We start from the raw sequence: 20,195 nt of genomic DNA, 5'->3' as shown, positions 1-20,195 counted from the left end.
TAGAGTTGTTCATATCTTATTTCAATTTACTATAGTACAAAACTAGAAAAGGAAAAAATTATGACCAAAACAATTCTTGTTACAGGTGAGACTGGCTACATTGGCTCCCATACCGTTAAAGCTCTTTTAAATGCTGGCTATCAGGTGCATGTCCTCGATAATCTCTCCACAGGAAATCGAGCGGCTGTGGATAGTCGTGCTAGCTTTAAAGAACTGGATGTTTATGATGCTAGCGCCTTAAAGGCTTACTTAGAAGAAAATCAGATTGATGCTGTCCTCCATTGTGCAGGTGAAATTGTTGTGAGCGAAAGTATTGAAAATCCAAGTAAATACTTCACTGCCAACGTTGCTGGTATGAACCAAGTTCTCAAAGTCTTATCTGAAGTTGGCATTCAAAAAATCATGTTCTCTTCGACTGCTTCTCTCTATGGAAATAACTGTATTGACAAGCCGGTGACTGAAGATACCCTGCTCGACCCTGTCAACCCTTATGCAGAGACAAAACTGATGGGCGAACGAATGATTTACTGGATGGCCAATCGCTACGACTGGAAATATGTTATTTTCCGTTACTTTAATGCTGCTGGGGCTGAAATGGATGCTTCAAACGGTCTGCGTGTGAAAAATCCAACTCACATCATTCCAAATATCAACAAGACCGCATTGGGACAAAATGATAGCTTAAAAATATTTGGAGATGACTACGATACACGTGACGGTTCATGTATTCGAGATTACATTTATGTCTTGGACCTTGCATAGGCTCATGTTAAAGGAATGAACTACCTATTTCAAGAAGACAGTTCTTCTCAAATCTTTAACTTAGGAACTAAAAAAGGCTATACTATCAAAGAAATCTTTAAAACTGCTGAAGAATTACTAAATTAAAAAATCCCACACGAGATTGTTGCTCGACGTGCTAGTGACCCAGCCAGTGTCCTAGCAGATGCTTCAAAAGCTAAACAATATCTTGATTGGACGGCTAGCTACTCCCTCGAAGATATTATTTTATCAGATTAAGGTAAAAACATTTTAGAATAGGATAACAAAGGAGAAAGTCTTGTTGCTCTCTCCTTGTTGTATTTATTAAATTGTCAGAAATTTTATTGACAGATTAGAAAAATAATGTTACATTTATATCCGCAGATATCTTTCGATACCAAATCTACATGAAAGGACGGGGTATGAAACTTTCTCATTATTTAATTGGCTTACTTCTACTCCTAGTCTTTCTCTCTATTAGCATTGGGACCAGTGATTTTTCATGGGGAAAGCTATTTGATTTCGACCAGCAGACCTGGCTCCTCTTTCAAGAGTCCCGTCTCCCAAGAACTATCAGTATTCTCCTGACTGCCTCTAGTATGAGTATGGCAGGCCTTCTCATGCAGACTATTACCCAAAATCAGTTTGCTGCACCGAGTACAGTTGGAACGACTGAAGCCGCCAAACTGGGAATGGTGCTGAGCCTTTTTGTCTTTCCATCGGCTAGTCTGACCCAAAAGATGCTCTTCGCTTTTGTTTCATCCATCGTATTCACCCTCTTCTTCCTAGCCTTTATGACCATTTTTACTGTAAAGGAAAGGTGGATGTTGCCTCTGATTAGGATCATCTATAGCGGGATTATCGGCTCAGTCACAGAAGTTATCGCCTATCGTTTCAATCTGGTTCAGAGTATGACTGCCTGGACCCAGGGCTCCTTCTCCATGATTCAGACCCATCAGTATGAGTGGCTCTTCTTAGGCCTCATCATCCTGATAACCGTTTGGAAATTATCCCAAACCTTCACCATCATGAATCTGGGGAAAGAAACCAGCGAGAGTTTGGGGATTTCCTACTCCCTACTTGAAAAACTGGCCCTCTTTCTGGTGGCGCTAACGACAAGCGTCACCATGATTACCGTGGGTGGCTTACCATTTCTCGGAGTTATCGTTCCCAATCTTGTTCGCAAGCGCTATGGAGATAATCTAAGTCAAACCAAACTCATGGTCGCACTGGTTGGTGCCAATCTAGTTCTGGCTTGCGATATCCTATCCCGAGTTCTGATTAGGCCCTATGAGTTGTCTGTCAGTCTCTTGCTAGGAATCATCGGTAGTCTCGTCTTTATCCTACTTCTCTGGAGAGGGGGACGAAAAGATGCAGACTAAAAGCAAACATACCAAGCTCTTCTGGATTCTCATTATTCTTGCCATCGGAGCTTGTCTTCTCTACTTTTGGCCCATCACTCACTTGTCAGCCTTTGCTTGGAAGTTGCGTTCCCAAAAGATCATCGTTTATCTCTTGGTAGCCATCGCGACTGGGATTTCGACCATTAGTTTTCAAACCCTGACGGAAAATCGCTTCCTGACGCCTAGTATTTTGGGAATTGAATCCTTCTACGTCCTACTACAAACCCTACTACTGGTTTTTGAAAGCAAGTTTCTTCAACTTGGCAAATCCCCTATCTTAGAATTCCTAGTCTTACTTCTTGTCCAGTCCCTCTTCTTTCTCGCCTTACAAGGTTACTTGAAGACACTGATGAAGCAAGACCTGGTCTTCATCCTGCTGATCTGTCTAGCGCTCAGAAGTCTCTTTCGAAATATCAGCACCTTCCTTCAAGTCCTAATGGATCCAAACGAATACGATAAACTGCAAAATAGTCTTTTTGCCTCCTTTCAACATCTCAACACTTCCATCCTAGCCATCGGTTCTCTGATCATCCTCGCTTTGACAATCTTTTTCTTTCGAAAAGCAGTCGTTCTAGATGTCTTGCACCTGCAAAGAGAAACGGCTCAGATATTGGGACTCGATGTTGAAAAAGAACAGAAAGAACTCCTCTGGGGAATCGTGCTTTTGACCTCAACGGCCACTGCCTTGGTAGGACCTATGGCCTTCTTCGGCTTTATGCTGGCCAACCTCACCTACCTGATTGTCAAAGACTATCAGCACAAGTTACTCTTTATAGTGGCCATTCTGGTTGGATTTATTAGCTTAACCTTGGGGCAAGCCTTGATTGAACGAGTCTTTGCACTGGAAATTCGTATCAGTATGATCATTGAGAGTGTGGGTGGCTTCTTATTCTTTATCTTACTATATAGGAGGTCTCGTCAGTGAAACTGGAAAACATTGACAAATCCATTCAAAAACAGGATATTTTGCAAGGCATTTCGCTTGAAGTCAGTCCTCAAAAACTGACAGCCTTTATTGGTCCAAATGGTGCTGGAAAATCGACTCTCCTCTCCATCATGAGCAGACTAACCAAGAAAGATCGGGGAGTTCTCAGTATCAAAGGACGTGAAATCGAGAGCTGGAATTCGCAAGAACTGGCCCAAGAACTAACCATCCTAAAACAGAAAATCAATTACCAAGCCAAATTGACTGTTGAAGAACTGGTCAGTTTTGGACGTTTTCCCTACAGCCGAGGTCGACTTAGATCAGAAGACTGGGAAAAAATCCGAGAAACTCTGAACTATTTGGAACTGACCAACTTAAAAGACCGCTACATCAATAGCCTGTCAGGGGGGCAACTCCAGCGCGTCTTTATCGCTATGGTACTGGCCCAGGATACGGACTTTATCTTGCTGGACGAACCACTCAACAATCTCGATATCAAGCAAAGCGTCAGCATGATGCAGATTCTTCGACGACTGGTGGAGGAACTCGGCAAGACCATTATCATCGTCCTCCACGATATCAACATGGCCAGTCAGTATGCAGATGAAATTGTCGCCTTCAAGGACGGCCAGGTCTTTAGCAAGGGAAGAACCGATCAAATCATGCAGGCTGACCTGCTCAGTCAACTTTATGAGATTCCCATCACGCTAGCTGATATCAATGACAAAAAGATCTGTATCTATAGCTAGTAACATAAAAGCTCAAGTTAGAGAACCTTCAGTCTCTTAGTCAATAAGATTAAGAGACTCCCTAAATCGTTATCACATTTTAAAAAGGAGAAATTATGAAAACATCCCTTAAACTTTATTTCACTGCCCTAGTGGCCAGCTTCTTGCTCCTACTTGGTGCATGTAGTACAAACTCAAGCACTAGTCAGACAGAGACCAGTAGCTCTGCTCCAACAGAGATAACCATTAAAAGTTCACTGGACGAGGTCAAACTTTCCAAAGTTCCTGAAAAGATTGTGACCTTTGACCTCGGCGCTGCGGATACTATTCGCGCTTTAGGATTTGAAAAAAATATCGTCGGAATGCCTACAAAAACTGTTCCGACTTATCTAAAAGACCTAGTGGGAACTGTCAAAAATGTTGGTTCTATGAAAGAACCTGATTTAGAAGCTATCGCCGCCCTTGAGCCTGATTTGATTATCGCTTCACCACGTACACAAAAATTCGTAGACAAATTCAAAGAAATCGCCCCAACCGTTCTCTTCCAAGCAAGCAAGGACGACTACTGGACTTCTATCAAGGCTAATATCGAATCCTTAGCAAGTGCCTTCGGCGAAACTAGTACACAAAAAGCCAAGGAAGAATTGGCCAAGCTAGACAAGAGCATCCAAGAAGTCGCTACTAAAAATGAAAGCTCTGACAAAAAAGCCCTTGCGATCCTCCTTAATGAAGGAAAAATGGCAGCCTTTGGTGCCAAATCTCGTTTCTCTTTCTTGTACCAAACCTTGAAATTCAAACCAACTGATACAAAATTTGAAGACTCACGCCACGGACAAGAAGTCAGCTTTGAAAGTGTCAAAGAAATCAACCCTGCCATCCTCTTTGTCATCAACCGTACCCTTGCCATCGGTGGGGACAACTCTAGCAACGACGGTGTCCTAGAAAATGCCCTTATCGCTGAAACACCTGCTGCTAAAAATGGTAAGATTATCCAACTAACACCAGACCTCTGGTATCTAAGCGGAGGCGGACTTGAATCAACAAAACTCATGATTGAAGACATACAAAAAGCTTTGAAATAAGCCACTTCAAACTCAATTTAATACTCAATGAAAATCAAAGAGCAAACTAGGAAACTAGCCGCAGGTTGCTCAAAACACTGTTTTGAGGTTGCAGATGAAAGCTGACGCGGTTTGAAGGGATTTTCGAAGAGTATAAAATTTTGACATTCTAAAACGCATCCTATCAAGTTCACTCAAACCTGATAGGATGCGTTTTTATCATTTTGAAATCTATTTACCCCACCTCATTCCCCTTCTTGATTTCGTTTAAGGGAAAAGTGGTCTGGAACGGGGTCCTTACCTGTTTTCGACCAGGGATGACAACGTAAAATCCGAGCCAAGCCCATCAATACCCCCTTAAAACCATGTTTTTCAATAGCCTGAATCATGTAGTTGGAACAAGTCAGCTCAAAGCGACAAGAGGGTGGAAAGACTGGTGAGATAAAACGTTGGTAAAAGCGCACAGGCGCTATTAAAATTCGTTTCATTATTTCTTAGTTACAGCCATGGTGTGTAGTTGGCTGATTTCTTTTTTATTAAGACGACGGGATTCTCCTGGACGGAGTCCTGTCAAGTCTAGGTGTCCGAAACGAGTCCGAGACAACTTATCTACTTGGAGACCAACAGCTTCAAACATCTTTTTAACCTGATGGTTACGCCCTTCATGGATGGTCAACTGCACCACAGAGCGATTTTTGACTGGGTCCACTTTGAGAATTTCATAAACAGCTGGCTTGGTTTTCTTACCATCAATCTCAAGACCACGGGTCAAGGGGCGGAGATTGTCCTTATTGGCCACACCCTTAACACGCGCGACATAAACCTTGTCAATCTCATTACGAGGGTGAATCATCTCGTCTGTAAAGTCCCCATCATTGGTCAAAATCAAGACACCTGATGTATCCCAGTCCAAACGACCCACAGGGTAAATACGCTCTTTGACATTGGGCAAGAGGTCGACAACCGTCTTGCGACCCTTATCATCTGTCACACTGGAAATCACACCGCGTGGTTTGTTAAGCAGATAGTAGACCTTTTCTTCGTTGTAGATAGGTTGACCTTCAACTTCGACCTTGTCGCCTGACTTGATAGTGGTTGCTAGTTCACGCACCACTTGGCCGTTAACCGTCACCAAGCCTTGCTTAATCAGCTCTTCTGCTTTTCTCCTACTGGCCACACCTGCGTGGGCAATATACTTATTGATTCTCATCTTCTTCTATCCTTTCACCAAATAATTGGCTTTCTTGGGCTTGAATCTCAAGCTCATCAATCACTGGTAATTCTTCTAAATGGTTTATCCCCATGTAATCTAGGAAATAATCCGTAGTCACATAGAGGTTGGGGCGCCCCAATACTTCCTTTTTCCCGTCTTCCTTTATCAGGTCAAAAGCCTGCAACTTTGCCAAGGCTCCACTCGAGTTAACTCCACGGATGGCATCAATTTCTATCCGCGTAATCGGCTGTTTGTAGGCAATAATGGACAAGGTCTCAAGGGCAGCCCGAGACAAGCTCTGGTTGATAGGCGCCTTAGAGTATTCCTTCAAAATCTCTGCAAATTGAGACTTGGTCACCAATCTATAAGCACCACTTGTCTCAATCAAAGCCAAACTGGAATCTGGGTCCTTTTCATACTTCTGGGCTAATTTTCCTAAACTCTGCTGGATGCCTGTCGGTGGCAGAGAGAGGAGTTCAGCTAACTGGCGGACCCGAATCCCATCTTCACCCGCTACAAACAAGAGCGCTTCTATTTTTGCTAAAGTACTCATCTTTCCTCTCTATCAAGTCTAGCTTTGAGGCACTTGACTTTCTTCCTTCTTTTCCATGAGATAGATATCTCCAAAACTCTCCTCTTGCACGAGGATCAGCTCCTGGGTTTTGATTAACTCTAGGGTTGCCAAAAAGAGGGTGATGACCTCTTGGACATTCTGGGCTTCCTTGAACAAATCCTGCAAGCGCAATTGATCTCGTCCAATCAAGGACTCTTTCACGATAATCATCATGTCCTCAATCTTATACTCATCCCGCAAGATAGTCGTGTGATTTTGTGCAAACTCCTCTTTTTTCTTGGCTAGGATATTTGAAAAAGCCAAAAAGAGGTCAATGGTCGTCTTGTCATGCACAAGCTCCGCATCTTCGTAAATCAACTCTATCGGCGCTTTGGAATAATACTGGGCCCGTTCTTGGTGCTTGGCTTCCAAGTGCTCACCCAAGAGCTTGAACTTGCGATATTCTTCGATTTGAGAGAGGAGGTCCTGCTCCAGGTCATCCCCCAAGTCTGTCACTTCTGCTACCTTCGGAAGGAGTTTACGACTCTTAATCAGCATGAGCTGACTAGCCATGACCATGTACTCACCCGTCACTTCCAGACGCATGGCCTGCAGGGTTGAAACATAGGCTAGATACTGTTCGATGACTTCCGTAATGGGCACATCGTAGATATCCATCTGGTACTTAGAAACCAGATGCAAGAGCAAGTCCAGGGGGCCTTCAAAATCTTTTAATTTAATATCCATTATCTATATTTTTCTAAGGTCAGGACTGTTTTTAATCCTAATTTTTTTGCAATTTCGTACAAATCGACCTTGTTTTCTATTTGTCTTAGAATAAACTGTTCACGTAAGACTTGAGCTGATAAGGATGGAAAACCTTTCTCCTTGACAAAAGATTCTAACTGACGAAAGGCCCACTGACGAGAATAGGGTTTCTCTCCTCTTTCAAAAAGATAGGTCTGCCCCATCAAGGGTTCCAATTCTGAAAGCAAGGCCGTGGGAATGGTGACAATCCTCTGTTGGGAAGCCTTGCTGATTCGCAACACCTGAAAATCCAGATTGATGTCCGCAACCTTGATGGCTAAAATCTCACTGGGCAAGAGCCCCATTTCTAGGATTAAGAGCGCTAGCAAGCGGCCCTCTGGATGGTCGCTTTCCTGCCAAAAAGAGTCTAGGTATAGAATCTCTGGCTTTTCCGTCTTCTTTTCAGCTTGTTTGGCTAATTCCAAGCGGTAAAAGCTGTCCACCTCTCCTTTTTGATAGAGAAAGTATAGAAATTGGTTACAGGCCGAAATCTTTCGCTTCTGGGCGCTGATTTTTAGATTGGCTAGCTGGGCTTGGTAAATCTTGAGACTGGTCTCAGAAATCCGCTCACCTACCATGTCTAAAAATTGCTCCAAATCATACTTATAGGACTGCTTGGAATTGACAGACAAGCCCTGCTTTTCCTCTAAAAAGGCTGAAATCCTGTCTCTCATTGGCATCGAATCTCATATTCCTTACTAAAGTCATGCAAGAGGGCATTAACGGCCTTGAGGATGGACTTGCGCGTAATAATCCCTTGGAAAATACCCTCTGCATCCACAACCGGTAAGAAGGACTCATCTACTAGCTTGTGCAAGACCTCCGTAATGGTGAAATCAGGCGAAACAACCGCTACGTCCGTTTTTGTCATATGAACGATATCCGTATCCGCCATGATTTCTTGGCTCAAGTCATGCTCCATCTGATAAGCCATAATATCTCTGAGTCCAATCGTCCCAACAAACTGTTTTTCATCTGTCACAACGGGAACACGGGTATAGGTCATCTGACTGAGCAAGAGGGTCGCATGATCCGCATTGTGGGTATCAATCAACACAGCTAGATTTTTAGCAGGGGTCAAAAAAGTTTCCTCCTGCCCCAACAAGAAAGTCTCAAACTCCTTGGCAATCATCGGCTAAACTCCTTGGACAAACCTGGATACACCTCGTGATCTCGTGTCAAAAAGTCCACTTTGAAGTAACTATCATCAATCTCCACACGAGCATAGAGACATTCTCTGATGGTACCTCGTGGTTGACTGATAGAACCTGGATTTAGAAAGAGGATCTTGCCTTCCAACCAAGCACTTGGCACATGCAAGTGACCATAGAGGCAGATAGCGGCCTCTTCCTCCTGAGCCCAGTAGTCCAACTTTTGAAAGTTGAAATTGATGTCAAACAAGTGACCATGAGTTTGGATAATCTTGGTCGAACCAAGCTCAGTCACCAGACGTTCTGGGTAGCCGGCGTAGAAGTCCATGTTCCCTTTAACAACGCGGATGCCCTCCCAAAGTGGAGAATCCGGACGTAGTTCAGAATCGCCGTTATGAAAAACGGCATCGACTTTGCCCACATAGCGATCACGGACTTCTTCCACAATCAAGCTATCGCCATGGGAATCGCTCATTACAATGATGGTTTGCTTTGCCATGATGGAAATACCTCCAAAAGTTTCTTAACGGCTAAGGCACGGTGAGATTGACTATTTTTTTCTTCCAGGGTTAATTCAGCTGATGACTTACCTGTCTCTCCTACAAGGAAGAGGGGATCATAGCCAAAGCCATTTTCACCCTTAGGTTCAAAGTTAATATAACCTGACCAGTCTGCTTCAACAACTAAACTTTCCTTATTTGGGCTGGCTACGACTAGGGTTGTGTGGAACTGAGCCGAGCGGTCCTTGAGTTCAAAGACCATGGCCAATTCGTGCAAGAGTTTGGCATTATTTTCACGGTCAGTTGCTCCCACACCTGCGAAACGAGCTGACCAGACGCCTGGTAAGCCACCAAGGACATCGACTTTGAGACCAGAATCATCTGCCAAAACCATCTTGCCCGTTAATTGAGAAATGGTTTCTGCCTTAAGGCGGGCATTTTCTTCAAAGGTCATACCTGTTTCTGCTACTTCAGGCAGGTCAGGGTAGTCATTAAGATTTTCCACATCGTAGCCTAACTTATCAAAGATAGCTCGGAATTCCTTGGTTTTGCCTTCGTTACGAGTCGCAATCAACAAGGTTTCTCTGACCTTGCTTGTCTCAAAGAAATCATGAACATTGACCCCTTCTTTAGGCAATTCTACATACAAGAGTTGCCCATTTTCAACCAAGAGCAGGGCCCCATGACGTTGAATAACTTCCAAGTTTCGTCCCATTTCTTGATTAAGCATGTCTACCACAAAGGAGAACAAACGGTAGGTAGAACCATAGCGTAAAACAGTAACTGAAAGCGGGAAACCATACTCTTCATCTCCAAATATTTTGGAGAATTCAAACAGAGGAAAATCTGTCTTATAGTCGCTCAAACTGTTAACGCCACCAAAAATACTATAAGACCCAACATACCAATCCTGGTCATCCTTATATTCATAAATTTTATTTGTCATAATTCTACATGCTCCACATAAATCTCTTTTTCCAGCCATTCTTCACCAATTTGTGCAAAACTTTGGCTACTGGCTGTTGTGTAAAAACGGTGATGGAGTGGTCCAGCATCGCGACCACGATTGATTTCAAAATAATTGAGTAAGACTGAGATATCCCGTACGCACTCTGCCCCACTATCGATGAGCTGAACCTTTGGCCCCATGACATTTTGGATAATAGGGCGAAGGAGTGGATAATGAGTACAGCCCAAAATCAGGCTATCCACCTTTCCAACCAAGGGACGCAGGGTTTCATAGACCACCTTCTTGGTAACACTGGTTGACAGGGCACCTGACTCAACCAAGGGAGCAAACTTGGGACAGGCCAAGCTCTCCACCTGTAAGTCGGGATCCAGATCATGGATTTTCTGACGGTATATGTCTGATTGTACCGTCATGGGCGTTCCAATCACTCCGATTTTCCCACCTTGACTGGACTTGATGGCTGCCGAAGCTCCTGGCAAAATTACACCCAAGACAGGAATATCTAGTTGAGCCTTGATTTCTTCCCAGACGACCGCAGTCGCAGTGTTACAAGCAATGACAATCATTTTGACATCCTTGGTCAAGAGAAAGTTGACCAGCTGCCAAGTATATTCACGAATTTGCTCAGCTGGACGGGGGCCATAGGGCGCCCGCGCCGAATCTCCAATATAGACGATTTCTTCATGGGGAAGCTGGCGCATGAGCTCGCGCACAACGGTCAAGCCCCCGACACCCGAATCCAAAAAACCAATTGGTCGATTATCCATACAGTCTTCTTTCTAGTCTTTTTTCTGATTGATCGTTCATTATGATTCCTTGTACTGAACGAACTGACCGACAGCTTGATAGAATGTCAACTACCTCTCTCTTAATCATAATCAAATATCAATAGAATGCAAGGAAAAAGTCTCATCCCTAAACCATAACCAACATAGTGAGAAGTCTGGAACTTTCATCCCAGACTTTTCCTTATTTATTTTTTCTTTTTATTGTTAGCAAGGGCTGCCTTTTGTTGGCGGATGATTTGGTGGTAAACTTGTTGTACCTTAGCTTCGCTTGGTTTTTGACCATTTGCACTCAAAAGAGTACGAACTGCTTCAGCATTCAAACGTGGGTTGTCAGCAAATTCTTTTTCGATTTGCTTACGAACCAAGTACATTCCTCCAAGAGCTCCTCCTAGAAAAGCTAGCACAATCAATACAATTGCTAAAAGTAAATCCATCATTTTTCTCCTGTTTCTTTTTGAGTCCCTTTCATTATACCACAAACTAGCCACCCTGACCAGTTTGTTCTACACTTTCAGGGATGGAATAGACAGCAAAAAGAACCCTGCTTTTCTGAAAAAGAGGTCCCCTTGCTAAGTTTAATTTACATAAATAGCCAGTGTTTGATAGGGTTTTAGTAGAATTTTCTCAGACACTTCTGCATCTTCATAGTTTGAAATCAAAATCTGTCCATTTTGGTAGACTGCTGGCAAGTCGATTTCCACTTCTTTAGCATAAAAGTTATTGAGCACTAGTAACTTTTGATCCTCAAACTGGCGTTCAAAAGCGTAGACTTGTTTGCTATCTTCAAAGGCTGGTTTGTAACTTCCTTCTGAAATGATTGGCATTTCCTTACGCAGTCGAATCAAGTCTTGATAGAAGGTAAAAATCGGACCCTGGATTTCATTTTCTACATTGATGTCTTTATAGGATTTACCAGCTTTCAACCAAGGAGTGCCTGTTGAAAATCCTGCATTTTCCGAAGCATCCCACTGCATGGGAATGCGTGAATTATCACGCGACTTAGCTTGAATAATCTGGAAGGCTTCTTGCTGACTCTTTCCTTCTTCTAGGAGCATCTGATAGGCATTAAGCGATTCGACATCCACGTAATCAGCCATAGAATCATAGTCTGGGTCAATCATCCCGATTTCCTCACCCATGTAGATATAAGGTGTCCCACGTGACAGGTGAATGCTGGCTGCTAGCATGGTGGCTCCTTCCTTGCGGAAGTTTTGAATATCGACAAAACGGTTCAAGGCACGTGGTTGATCGTGATTGTTCCAAAAGAGGGCACTCCAACCGTCTTTATCACTCATTTCCTTACCCCAACTATGGTAAAGACTCTTCAACTCTTCAAAATCAAAAGGAGCCAAGGTCCACTTTTGTCCATCCTTATAGTCCACCTTGAGGTGATGAAAATTAAAGGTCATGGATAATTCCTGACGATCAGGCGACGAATAGAGGACACAGTTTTCCATGGTGGTAGAAGACATTTCCCCAACTGTCATAAAGCTATCGTCAGATCCAAAAGTGGCTTGGTTCATCATACGCAAATAGTTATGAACGATGGGTTTGTCTGTATAAGCTGGCTTCCCTTCATTTTCAGGACAGTCCACTGAAACCTCGTCCTTACCGATCAAATTGATCACATCAAATCGAAAACCTTTGACACCCTTGTCGCGCCAGAAATTAACAACCTTGAAAAGCTCCTTACGGACATTGGGATTGCGCCAGTTAAGGTCAGCCTGGGTCTCATCAAATAGGTGAAGATAGTATTTCCCAGTATCCCCGAAAGGCGCCCATGCAGAACCACCAAACTTAGACTGCCAATCTGTTGGTTGGTCTTGGATGAAGAAAAAGTCTTGATAATACTTATCACCAGCTAGGGCTTTCTGAAACCATTCATGCTCTGTCGAACAATGATTAAGTACCATGTCCAGCATAAAGTCAATCTTGTGCTCTTTACCGACACACACCATTTCCTCAAAATCAGCCATATCACCAAAAAGAGGATCCACTGCCATATAATCTGAAATATCGTAACCATTATCCCGTTGAGGGCTTGGATAGAATGGATTGAGCCAGACCATATCCACACCTAGTTTGGCTAAATAGGGAATTTTTTCGATAATCCCACGGAAATCCCCAATACCGTTTTCAGTGGTGTCTTTGTAAGATTTTGGATAGATTTGATAGACTACTTTTCCTTTATCAAGTGTCATCTGTTTCTCCTTTTCTGATAAAAGGGAGGAAGCAGTCTTCCGTCCCTATTTGTGCTATTTCAATTATACTCAATGAAAATCAAAGAACAAACTAGGAAGCTAGCCACAGGTTGCTCAAAACACTATTTTGAGGTTGCAGATAGAGCTGACGTGGTTTGAAGAGATTTTCGAAGAGTATTAGATTCGTGTAGCGACCATGAGAGATGCTCCAGCTTGGATCGTTGTCGGATAAGTTCCAGCAATAGTCGCTGTATAAGCATCTTGGTTGGTGATGATAACAGGAGTTTCTGTCACCAGACCTGCAGCCTTAATGACATCCATATCAAAACGAATCAGTTGCTGGCCAACTATAACGTGATCTCCTTGGACTACAAGACTTTCAAAACCTTTGCCATCAAGACCTACTGTATCCATACCGATGTGGATGAGCAATTCAACTCCCTCGTCAGAGACAATGCCGATGGCATGCTTGGTAGGGAAAAGAACCGTCACTGTTCCATTAACTGGAGAGGTCAACTCACCTTGGCTTGGTTCAATGACCAGACCTTGCCCCATGACACCTGATGCAAAAACAGGATCCGTCGCTTGACTCAATTCTTTCACTTGGCCAGTTAGTGGGCTGATAATTTCTACCGAAGTAAGTTCTACTGGTTCATGGCTCACAAATTCTGCTTCTTCTTGAGCAACGAATTCTGCCTGCAAGTTCGTATCGCCCTCTGTTTTTGTGAAGAGACCAGCCTTGCGAAAGAAGAAAGTCAAGAGCATTGGAACAACAATCGCAACTAGCATAGTTCCTGCAAATGGCAGCATGTATTGAGGTTGAATAGAGAGAATACCTGGCAAACCACCGATACCAATAGAAGCCGCAGTTACATTAAAAGTAACGGATAACATGCCTGCAAGGGCTGAACCAGTCATCCCAGCAACAAATGGATAAATATATTTTACGTTAACCCCAAAAAGAGCTGGTTCTGTAACACCGAGATAGGCTGAAATGGTTGCAGGAAGTGAAACCTGAGCCTCACGCTCATCATGGCGATGCATGAAATAATAGGCAAACACGGCTGAGCCTTGAGCAATATTAGAAAGAGCAATCATTGGCCATAGGGCAGTGCCACCAGCATCCGCAATCAATTGTGTATCAATGGCATTGGTCATATGGTGCAGACCTGTGATGACAAATGGAGCGTAGAGGGCACCAAAAATTGCACCGAAGAGCCATTTAACTGGACCAGTTAAACCTGCCAAGACAACTGATGAAAGTCCTTGTCCAATTGTCCAACCGATTGGTCCCAAAACAGTATGAGCCAAAATCAAGGCTGGAATCAATGACAAAAAAGGTACAAAAATCATGGAAATGACTTCTGGGATATGTTTGCGCCAGAAAATTTCAAGATAAGACAGACTCAAACCTGCAAGCAAGGCTGGGATAACTTGGGCTTGGTAACCAATACGATTAACAGTAAAATAACCAAAATTCCAAACCCAGTTTGCCGCGATATCAGCTGCTGGCGTTGAAGCAACCGCATAGGCATTGAGCAACTGAGGCGATACCAAACAGATTCCGAGAACAATTCCCAAAATTTGGCTGGTTCCCATCTTACGAGAAACAGACCAAGTAATCCCTACTGGTAAGAACTGGAAGATAGCTTCACCAGGCAACCAGAGGAAGTGATTAACCCCTGCCCAAAACTGAGAGGATTCTGTGATGGTCTTGCCATCCAACATCGACCAATGGACACCTTCCAAGACATTACGGAAACCGAGGATCAATCCTCCGACTATCAAGGCTGGAATAATCGGAGTAAAAATCTCCGCCAGAGTGGTCATAACACCTTGGACCACGTTTTGATTACTCTTAGCTGCAGACTTGGCTGCTTCTTTGGAAACACCCTCAATACCTGAAACGGCTGTAAAATCATTATAAAAGATGGGCACGTCATTTCCAATGATTACCTGAAATTGACCTGCATTTGTAAAAGTTCCTTTAACAGCTGGAATTGACTCGATAGCTTTAACATTAGCCTTCTTATCATCTCTTAAAACAAAGCGCATCCGTGTCGCACAGTGAGTTACGGCAGTCACATTTTCTTTGCCTCCAATTGCCTGAAGCAGATCTTTGGCTTCTTGTTCAAATTTTCCCATTTGATTCTCCTTATACTTGTCAAAGCAAGTTTGATTTGATAAGTATATTGTAAACGATCCCAAACTTGTCTACAACTTGTTTGGTATAAAAAGGGTGTTTTTTTGTAAATTTTCTAGCACTTGTATGGTAAAATAGATACAGGTGTTCATTAAACTAGACTAAAAACCTATTTAAGCAGGCAAAATGAAGAAATACCAACAATTATTTAAGCAAATCCAAGAAACCATTCAAAACGAGACTTACGCTGTCGGAGATTTCCTTCCTAGCGAGCACGACCTTATGGAGCAATATCAAGTGAGTCGTGATACCGTCCGAAAGGCCCTGTCTCTCCTCCAAGAGGAAGGATTGATCAAAAAGATAAGAGGGCAAGGTTCTCAAGTCGTCAAAGAAGAAACCGTCAATTTCCCTGTATCCAACCTAACCAGCTACCAAGAACTAGTTAAAGAACTTGGACTGCGCTCTAAAACCAACGTGGTCAGTCTGGACAAGATTATTATTGATAAAAAATCCTCACTGATAACCGGTTTCCCAGAGTTTCGGATGGTTTGGAAGGTGGTCCGCCAGCGTGTGGTGGATGATCTGGTATCCGTTCTGGATACGGACTATCTGGATATGGAACTCATCCCAAATCTCACTCGCCAAATTGCTGAGCAGTCTATCTATTCTTATATAGAAAATGGCCTCAAACTCCTTATTGATTATGCTCAGAAGGAAATCACCATTGACCACTCAAGCGACCGAGACAAGATTCTCATGGACATTGGCAAAGACCCTTATGTCGTTTCGATTAAATCAAAAGTCTATCTCCAAGACGGGCGCCAATTTCAGTTTACCGAAAGTCGCCATAAGTTAGAAAAATTTAGATTTGTAGATTTTGCAAAACGCAAGAAATAAAAGACTGAGACACCAGATCTCAGCCTTTTTCTTTATCCCAAAACTAATTCATCACTGACCAGACTTTGGCCACTATTTTTCTGGAAGAGATGCATAAGGTCTTCAACTGTCAGATGCTTTTTCTCTTCTCCCTTGACATCCACCACTATCTTGCCTTGATAGAGCATAATGAGACGATTGCCGTACTCAATCGCATGATTCATATCATGGGTAATCATCAAAGTCGTCCACTGATGGTACTCCACAATCTTTTGCGTCAAGTCCATCACCATTTGACTGGTTTTCGGGTCAAGTGCCGCAGTATGTTCATCCAAAAGCAAAAGTTTGAGTTTCACCAGAGCTGCCATGACTAGGGTCAAAGCCTGTCTTTGTCCTCCTGAGAGATATTGAGTATCTACTTTTAAGCGGTTTTCAAGACCAATATTCAACTCCTTCAAGGCCTCTTGGAACTGGATTCTATCCTTCTCCTTCACGCCCCAACCAAGCCCTCTCTTTTGCCCACGTCTCAAGGCAATAGCCATATTCTCCTCAATCGTCAAACGAGAAGCTGTTCCCATCTTAGGATCTTGAAAAACACGGGCAATATCCTTGGCTCTCTTTCTGACACTCAGATGTTTAATGGATTTCCCTGCCAGTAGAAGGTCCCCTTCGTCCACCGATAGATTACCAGCCAAGATATTCATCAAAGTGGATTTTCCTGCTCCATTTCCACCAATCACAGAGATAAAATCTCCCTCTTCAACCTCTAAATCTAATCCTTTGAGGACATGGTTCTCATTGACCGTCCCTGCTTCAAATGTCTTGTGAATATTTTCAAGTGTTAACAAACTTGCCATAACTTTCTCCTCCTATTCATTTCTCAATTTCAGACCACGAATCTTTAATCTCTTTTGCAATGCTGGTGCAAATAAAACCAAAGCGAGCAAGATTGCATTAAAGAGACGTACCAAGTTTTGATCTAGATTTGGAATTTCATAGATATTTAAAATAATCAAACGGTAAACAATAGCACCGATTCCGATGGATAATAAGCGGCCTCCAATGGTCAAGTCGTGTATCAAGACTTCCGAGCTCAAACCAACAACAATGGTTCCTGTCCCAGAAGTCACATCTGAAAATCCATCATTTTGGGCAAACAAGGAACCACATAGGGCAATCAAACCGGTTGAAATCATGTAACCAACAATCTTCATGGTGTTTACATTGACTCCATTGGCCTCACTCATCGGGATATTGTCCCCAGTCGAACGCAAGACCAAACCAATCTCTGTTTTCATCAAAAGGGTCAAAACCAAACAAGTAAGAGACAGACTAAACTAAGTGAGAAAACAGCTCCTTCATTTGTCAGACCCAAGCTCGCCAACTGTTTAAAGACGGTTGCAGAATCTCCCAAGGAAAGATTGGGTACACTGCCCATGATTTTAATATTGATTGAATAGAGCCCTGTCAAGGTCACAATCCCTGTCAAGAGAGCTGGGATTTTCATCTTGGTGTGGAGCATTCCTGATATAAGACCTGCTACCATACCTGCCAGCAAAGCAAGTAAAGTCGCAAGCCAAGGATTTGCCCCTGCCTGTATCTGTGATACAACGATTGCTGCCCCCATAGGAAAGGCTCCCTCAGCAGTCATATCCGCAATATCCAAAATACGGAAAGTCAAGTAGACCCCAATTGCCATAATCGACCACAACAAACCTTCTGATAAACTAGATAACACAAAATTCATCTTAATCCTCCTTATTCCTTGCCTTCTAACTTACTAATATCAATTCACAATGCATCTGCCATTTCTTGATTAGTATGCAATTCCAGTTTTTCAGGCAACTCAACTGCTATATTTTCTGGTTCCTCACCTTTTAAAACACGAATCAGCATGCGAGCTGTCTGTCTTCCCAATTCTTCATAATTGGTTCCGTAGTTATACAAGCCACCAACAGCAATCATTTCTGTTGAACCACCGAATACTGGAACCTTGTGTTTAATAGAAACCTGCTTAACTGTTTCCATGGTTGACGAAATGATATTATCAGTTGGGACAAAAACCATATCCACCTCTGCCATCAAACTCTCTGCTGCCGCCTTGACGTTATTACTGTCCAAGATTGTTTTTTCAACAACGGTAAAGCCTTTTTCTTTCAGAAATCGCTTAGCTTCATCCTTTTAAACAACCGAATTGGGCTCGCTCTGAGTATAGAGGATTCCAATCGTTTTAGCCTTTAGCAACACTTTCTTTATCAAATTGATTTGGGTTGAAATGGCATCTGATGACTGATCGCTTGTCCCAGTTACATTGCCCCCAGGATGTTCTCTTGACTCAACCAACTTGGCACTGACTGGGTCTGTTACAGCTGAAAAGATAACTGGTGTCGTTTGCGTCGTATTGGCCAAGCTCTGAGCAGAAGGCCTTGCGATGGCTAGAACGACATCGCTGGATTCTGCTAGTTGCTGGGAAATCGTTTTTAGATTTCTTTGTTCTCCCTGTGCATTTTGCAAATCAATCTCAATATTTTCCCCCTCAACATAGCCTTGTTTGGCCAGCTCATCCACAAATCCTTCTCTAGTAGCGTCTAAGGACTGGTGGGTAATAAACTGCGAAATACCGATACGAAAGACATCTCTTTTCTTATCTGCCTTCAACTGATGCAAACTGATCAGAGAAGTCAAGAGGATCCCCACTACCAAGAGGGGGCTAGTGATTTTCGAACAACTTTCATAATGAAACTCCTTCTCAGAAAAGATAAAACAAAAAACCGCCTAGATACTATCTAAACGGGTACTTGAAATAACCTAACAAGTTACAACTTAGCTGGTCCATTTAGATATTCATCTATATGGACCACAATCAAAAATCTTAGCCACATAGATACAAACAAATTGCTTGAACTGTTTGCATCCATGGTGACATGTCTACAAACACTATCTAAAGTAGCTAAAGTAAAAGTTTTGATTCATAGTTACGGCTTGTCTCTTATTCATTTCTTTTTCTGCTTTCTTTTTTGATCCTTCCTATCCTACCACCTTTTTCATCACCTGTCAATAATATTTCAAAATTTTTTAAAATTTTTCGAAAATTCTTTCAGGAAGCTTTCAAAGTTTTTCAAATCAGTCCAACAAAAAAGTTTTATAATTCCCATAAAAATTGACATGGAAATTATAAAACCATTATTAGTTTAGTCCTTTTTGATAACGTGCCAATTCGGCTTGGTTCGCCCAAACATAGTGACCTGGACGGATTTCTACCATAGATGGCTTATCAGTCTCATAGTCGTGTTGACTTGGGTCGTAAACCTTCAAGACCTTCTTACGTTCCAAGATTGGATCTGGGATTGGTACCGCTGAAAGCAAGGCTTGAGTATATGGGTGAATTGGATTGTTAAACAATTCTTCTGTTTCTGCAACCTCTACAATAACACCCTTGTAAATAACTGCGATACGATCTGAAATAAAGCGAACAACCGACAAGTCATGGGCGATGAAGAGATAGGTCAGGCCGAGCTCTTTTTGGAATTTTTTGAGCAAGTTCAAGACTTGGGCACGTACAGAAACGTCCAAGGCTGAAATTGGCTCATCTACAATAACAAAGTCTGGTTGCATGACCAAGGCACGGGCAATACCGATACGTTGACGTTGACCGCCTGAGAATTCATGAGGGTAACGAGTCAAGTGCTCAGCAAGAAGACCTACTTCACGGATAATATTTTGAACTTTCTCTTTACGTTCTTCTTCATCCTTAAATAAACGGTGATTGTAAAGACCTTCAGAAATAATATAATCAACAGTCGCACGTTCATTCAAACTTGCGGCAGGGTCTTGGAAAATCATCTGGATTCGACGAATCAATTCCGCAGCTTGTTCACGCGATTTCTTACCATTAATCTTTTGACCATCAAAAATGATATCTCCATTACTTGTATCATTTAGACCGATGATAGCACGACCAATAGTTGTTTTCCCACTACCGGACTCACCTACAAGCGAGAAAGTTTCTCCCTTGTTGATAAAGAAGTTAGCATTTTTAACCGCGACAAACTTCTTACTTCCTTCACCGAAGGAAATTTCTAAATCTTTGATTTCTACTAATTTTTCAGACATT

General features: G+C 42.6%; 21 protein-coding genes and 2 pseudogenes. 7 read left to right on the top strand and 16 right to left on the bottom strand.

The genetic code is table 11. The features are described 5' to 3' along the window. Positions 1-60: 60 nt before the first annotated feature. The 6 genes from galE to AT689_RS04735 all read left to right on the top strand — a co-directional run bounded on the left by galE (position 61) and on the right by AT689_RS04735 (position 4,900). The gene (galE, locus tag AT689_RS04760) at positions 61-762 is read left to right on the top strand and encodes a UDP-glucose 4-epimerase GalE (protein WP_000167817.1); all 702 of its coding nucleotides are present in this window, start codon (positions 61-63) and stop codon (positions 760-762) included. A gap of 15 nt (positions 763-777) precedes the next feature. Continuing rightward, positions 778-888, top strand: coding sequence for a hypothetical protein (locus tag AT689_RS13665; protein ID WP_001108391.1), 111 nt, complete (start codon positions 778-780; stop codon positions 886-888). A 296-nt stretch (positions 889-1,184) separates the two neighbouring features. Next, positions 1,185-2,144, top strand: coding sequence for an ABC transporter permease (locus tag AT689_RS04750; RefSeq protein ID WP_000777252.1), 960 nt, complete (start codon positions 1,185-1,187; stop codon positions 2,142-2,144). Further along, a complete protein-coding gene (locus tag AT689_RS04745) occupies positions 2,134-3,090 on the top strand; it encodes an iron chelate uptake ABC transporter family permease subunit (RefSeq protein WP_001193669.1) in 957 nt (318 codons plus the stop codon). Before AT689_RS04750 ends, AT689_RS04745 begins: the two co-directional genes overlap by 11 nt. Then, positions 3,087-3,839 (top strand): iron ABC transporter ATP-binding protein, encoded by a 753-nt coding sequence (locus AT689_RS04740; protein WP_000764310.1) that lies wholly within the window; start codon positions 3,087-3,089, stop codon positions 3,837-3,839. Before AT689_RS04745 ends, AT689_RS04740 begins: the two co-directional genes overlap by 4 nt. A 95-nt stretch (positions 3,840-3,934) precedes the next feature. Next, positions 3,935-4,900 carry a siderophore ABC transporter substrate-binding protein gene (locus AT689_RS04735; RefSeq protein WP_000858242.1) on the top strand — a complete coding sequence of 322 codons (966 nt, stop codon included), beginning with the start codon at positions 3,935-3,937 and terminating at the stop codon, positions 4,898-4,900. A gap of 224 nt (positions 4,901-5,124) precedes the next feature. Here AT689_RS04735 and yidD read toward each other — a convergent pair whose 3' ends face one another. From yidD to treP, 12 genes are all read right to left on the bottom strand, one after another. Next, complete coding sequence (yidD, locus tag AT689_RS04730) at positions 5,125-5,367, bottom strand: membrane protein insertion efficiency factor YidD (RefSeq protein ID WP_000821640.1); 243 nt, start codon at positions 5,365-5,367, stop codon at positions 5,125-5,127. Beyond that, positions 5,367-6,089, bottom strand: coding sequence for a pseudouridine synthase (locus AT689_RS04725; protein WP_001222228.1), 723 nt, complete (start codon positions 6,087-6,089; stop codon positions 5,367-5,369). The genes yidD and AT689_RS04725 overlap by 1 nt, the downstream gene beginning before the upstream one ends. Next, a complete protein-coding gene (gene scpB, locus AT689_RS04720) occupies positions 6,076-6,645 on the bottom strand; it encodes an SMC-Scp complex subunit ScpB (RefSeq protein ID WP_000105314.1) in 570 nt (189 codons plus the stop codon). The genes AT689_RS04725 and scpB overlap by 14 nt, the downstream gene beginning before the upstream one ends. Positions 6,646-6,663: 18 nt before the next feature. Next, positions 6,664-7,392, bottom strand: a complete 729-nt coding sequence (locus tag AT689_RS04715) for a segregation/condensation protein A (RefSeq protein ID WP_000351904.1) — start codon at positions 7,390-7,392, stop codon at positions 6,664-6,666. Further along, positions 7,392-8,126 (bottom strand): site-specific tyrosine recombinase XerD, encoded by a 735-nt coding sequence (gene xerD, locus AT689_RS04710; RefSeq protein ID WP_001808689.1) that lies wholly within the window; start codon positions 8,124-8,126, stop codon positions 7,392-7,394. The genes AT689_RS04715 and xerD overlap by 1 nt, the downstream gene beginning before the upstream one ends. Continuing rightward, positions 8,123-8,584: a cyclic-di-AMP-binding protein CbpB gene (cbpB, locus tag AT689_RS04705; RefSeq protein ID WP_000560725.1), complete on the bottom strand. Its 462-nt coding sequence runs from the start codon at positions 8,582-8,584 to the stop codon at positions 8,123-8,125. The genes xerD and cbpB overlap by 4 nt, the downstream gene beginning before the upstream one ends. Beyond that, positions 8,581-9,102: a metallophosphoesterase gene (locus tag AT689_RS04700; protein WP_001118962.1), complete on the bottom strand. Its 522-nt coding sequence runs from the start codon at positions 9,100-9,102 to the stop codon at positions 8,581-8,583. Before AT689_RS04700 ends, cbpB begins: the two co-directional genes overlap by 4 nt. Further along, entirely contained in the window at positions 9,078-10,049 is a 972-nt protein-coding gene (locus AT689_RS04695; RefSeq protein WP_000182413.1) for a nucleoside-triphosphate diphosphatase, read from the bottom strand. The genes AT689_RS04700 and AT689_RS04695 overlap by 25 nt, the downstream gene beginning before the upstream one ends. After that, a complete protein-coding gene (gene racE / locus AT689_RS04690; RefSeq protein ID WP_000370377.1) occupies positions 10,046-10,840 on the bottom strand; it encodes a glutamate racemase in 795 nt (264 codons plus the stop codon). Before racE ends, AT689_RS04695 begins: the two co-directional genes overlap by 4 nt. A gap of 206 nt (positions 10,841-11,046) precedes the next feature. Next, positions 11,047-11,295, bottom strand: a complete 249-nt coding sequence (locus AT689_RS04685; RefSeq protein WP_000364990.1) for a YneF family protein — start codon at positions 11,293-11,295, stop codon at positions 11,047-11,049. A gap of 141 nt (positions 11,296-11,436) precedes the next feature. Further along, a complete protein-coding gene (gene treC, locus AT689_RS04680) occupies positions 11,437-13,062 on the bottom strand; it encodes an alpha,alpha-phosphotrehalase (RefSeq protein ID WP_000171203.1) in 1,626 nt (541 codons plus the stop codon). Positions 13,063-13,239: 177 nt separating this feature from the next. Next, positions 13,240-15,207: a PTS system trehalose-specific EIIBC component gene (gene treP / locus AT689_RS04675; RefSeq protein ID WP_000514352.1), complete on the bottom strand. Its 1,968-nt coding sequence runs from the start codon at positions 15,205-15,207 to the stop codon at positions 13,240-13,242. A 184-nt stretch (positions 15,208-15,391) separates the two neighbouring features. Here treP and treR point away from each other — a divergent pair, with 184 nt between their 5' ends. After that, entirely contained in the window at positions 15,392-16,102 is a 711-nt protein-coding gene (gene treR, locus AT689_RS04670) for a trehalose operon repressor (protein WP_000760673.1), read from the top strand. Positions 16,103-16,134: 32 nt separating this feature from the next. On the opposite strand, the gene AT689_RS04665 is transcribed toward treR, so the two are convergent. The 4 genes and pseudogenes from AT689_RS04665 to AT689_RS04650 form a co-directional block, all read right to left on the bottom strand. After that, entirely contained in the window at positions 16,135-16,938 is an 804-nt protein-coding gene (locus AT689_RS04665; protein WP_000157659.1) for an ABC transporter ATP-binding protein, read from the bottom strand. A 12-nt stretch (positions 16,939-16,950) separates the two neighbouring features. Continuing rightward, a pseudogene (locus tag AT689_RS13410) lies at positions 16,951-17,828 on the bottom strand (ABC transporter permease). Positions 17,829-17,872: 44 nt separating this feature from the next. Then, positions 17,873-18,649 (bottom strand): annotated as a pseudogene (locus tag AT689_RS12470) (ABC transporter substrate-binding protein). Positions 18,650-19,267: 618 nt separating this feature from the next. After that, positions 19,268-20,194, bottom strand: coding sequence for an ATP-binding cassette domain-containing protein (locus AT689_RS04650; protein ID WP_001291295.1), 927 nt, complete (start codon positions 20,192-20,194; stop codon positions 19,268-19,270). Position 20,195: the final 1 nt, after the last annotated feature.

The organism is Streptococcus pneumoniae, from assembly GCF_001457635.1.
Lineage (GTDB): Bacteria > Bacillota > Bacilli > Lactobacillales > Streptococcaceae > Streptococcus > Streptococcus pneumoniae.
The sequence above is the reverse complement of the archived record's forward strand: the minus strand, read 5'-3'. Positions and strand labels throughout refer to the sequence as shown.

What these genes read in the sequence shown, in the direction of transcription:
- AT689_RS04665 (WP_000157659.1), bottom strand. Translation starts at nt 16,938, where the DNA reads ATGGCAAGTTTGTTAACACTTGAAAATATTCACAAGACATTTGAAGCA.
- AT689_RS13665 (WP_001108391.1), top strand. Translation starts at nt 778, where the DNA reads ATGAACTACCTATTTCAAGAAGACAGTTCTTCTCAAATCTTTAACTTA.
- cbpB (WP_000560725.1), bottom strand. Translation starts at nt 8,584, where the DNA reads ATGATTGCCAAGGAGTTTGAGACTTTCTTGTTGGGGCAGGAGGAAACT.
- AT689_RS04685 (WP_000364990.1), bottom strand. Translation starts at nt 11,295, where the DNA reads ATGGATTTACTTTTAGCAATTGTATTGATTGTGCTAGCTTTTCTAGGA.
- yidD (WP_000821640.1), bottom strand. Translation starts at nt 5,367, where the DNA reads ATGAAACGAATTTTAATAGCGCCTGTGCGCTTTTACCAACGTTTTATC.
- AT689_RS04735 (WP_000858242.1), top strand. Translation starts at nt 3,935, where the DNA reads ATGAAAACATCCCTTAAACTTTATTTCACTGCCCTAGTGGCCAGCTTC.
- scpB (WP_000105314.1), bottom strand. Translation starts at nt 6,645, where the DNA reads ATGAGTACTTTAGCAAAAATAGAAGCGCTCTTGTTTGTAGCGGGTGAA.
- racE (WP_000370377.1), bottom strand. Translation starts at nt 10,840, where the DNA reads ATGGATAATCGACCAATTGGTTTTTTGGATTCGGGTGTCGGGGGCTTG.
- AT689_RS04745 (WP_001193669.1), top strand. Translation starts at nt 2,134, where the DNA reads ATGCAGACTAAAAGCAAACATACCAAGCTCTTCTGGATTCTCATTATT.
- AT689_RS04750 (WP_000777252.1), top strand. Translation starts at nt 1,185, where the DNA reads ATGAAACTTTCTCATTATTTAATTGGCTTACTTCTACTCCTAGTCTTT.
- xerD (WP_001808689.1), bottom strand. Translation starts at nt 8,126, where the DNA reads ATGAGAGACAGGATTTCAGCCTTTTTAGAGGAAAAGCAGGGCTTGTCT.
- AT689_RS04695 (WP_000182413.1), bottom strand. Translation starts at nt 10,049, where the DNA reads ATGACAAATAAAATTTATGAATATAAGGATGACCAGGATTGGTATGTT.
- AT689_RS04725 (WP_001222228.1), bottom strand. Translation starts at nt 6,089, where the DNA reads ATGAGAATCAATAAGTATATTGCCCACGCAGGTGTGGCCAGTAGGAGA.
- treP (WP_000514352.1), bottom strand. Translation starts at nt 15,207, where the DNA reads ATGGGAAAATTTGAACAAGAAGCCAAAGATCTGCTTCAGGCAATTGGA.
- treC (WP_000171203.1), bottom strand. Translation starts at nt 13,062, where the DNA reads ATGACACTTGATAAAGGAAAAGTAGTCTATCAAATCTATCCAAAATCT.
- AT689_RS04650 (WP_001291295.1), bottom strand. Translation starts at nt 20,194, where the DNA reads ATGTCTGAAAAATTAGTAGAAATCAAAGATTTAGAAATTTCCTTCGGT.
- AT689_RS04715 (WP_000351904.1), bottom strand. Translation starts at nt 7,392, where the DNA reads ATGGATATTAAATTAAAAGATTTTGAAGGCCCCCTGGACTTGCTCTTG.
- galE (WP_000167817.1), top strand. Translation starts at nt 61, where the DNA reads ATGACCAAAACAATTCTTGTTACAGGTGAGACTGGCTACATTGGCTCC.
- treR (WP_000760673.1), top strand. Translation starts at nt 15,392, where the DNA reads ATGAAGAAATACCAACAATTATTTAAGCAAATCCAAGAAACCATTCAA.
- AT689_RS04700 (WP_001118962.1), bottom strand. Translation starts at nt 9,102, where the DNA reads ATGGCAAAGCAAACCATCATTGTAATGAGCGATTCCCATGGCGATAGC.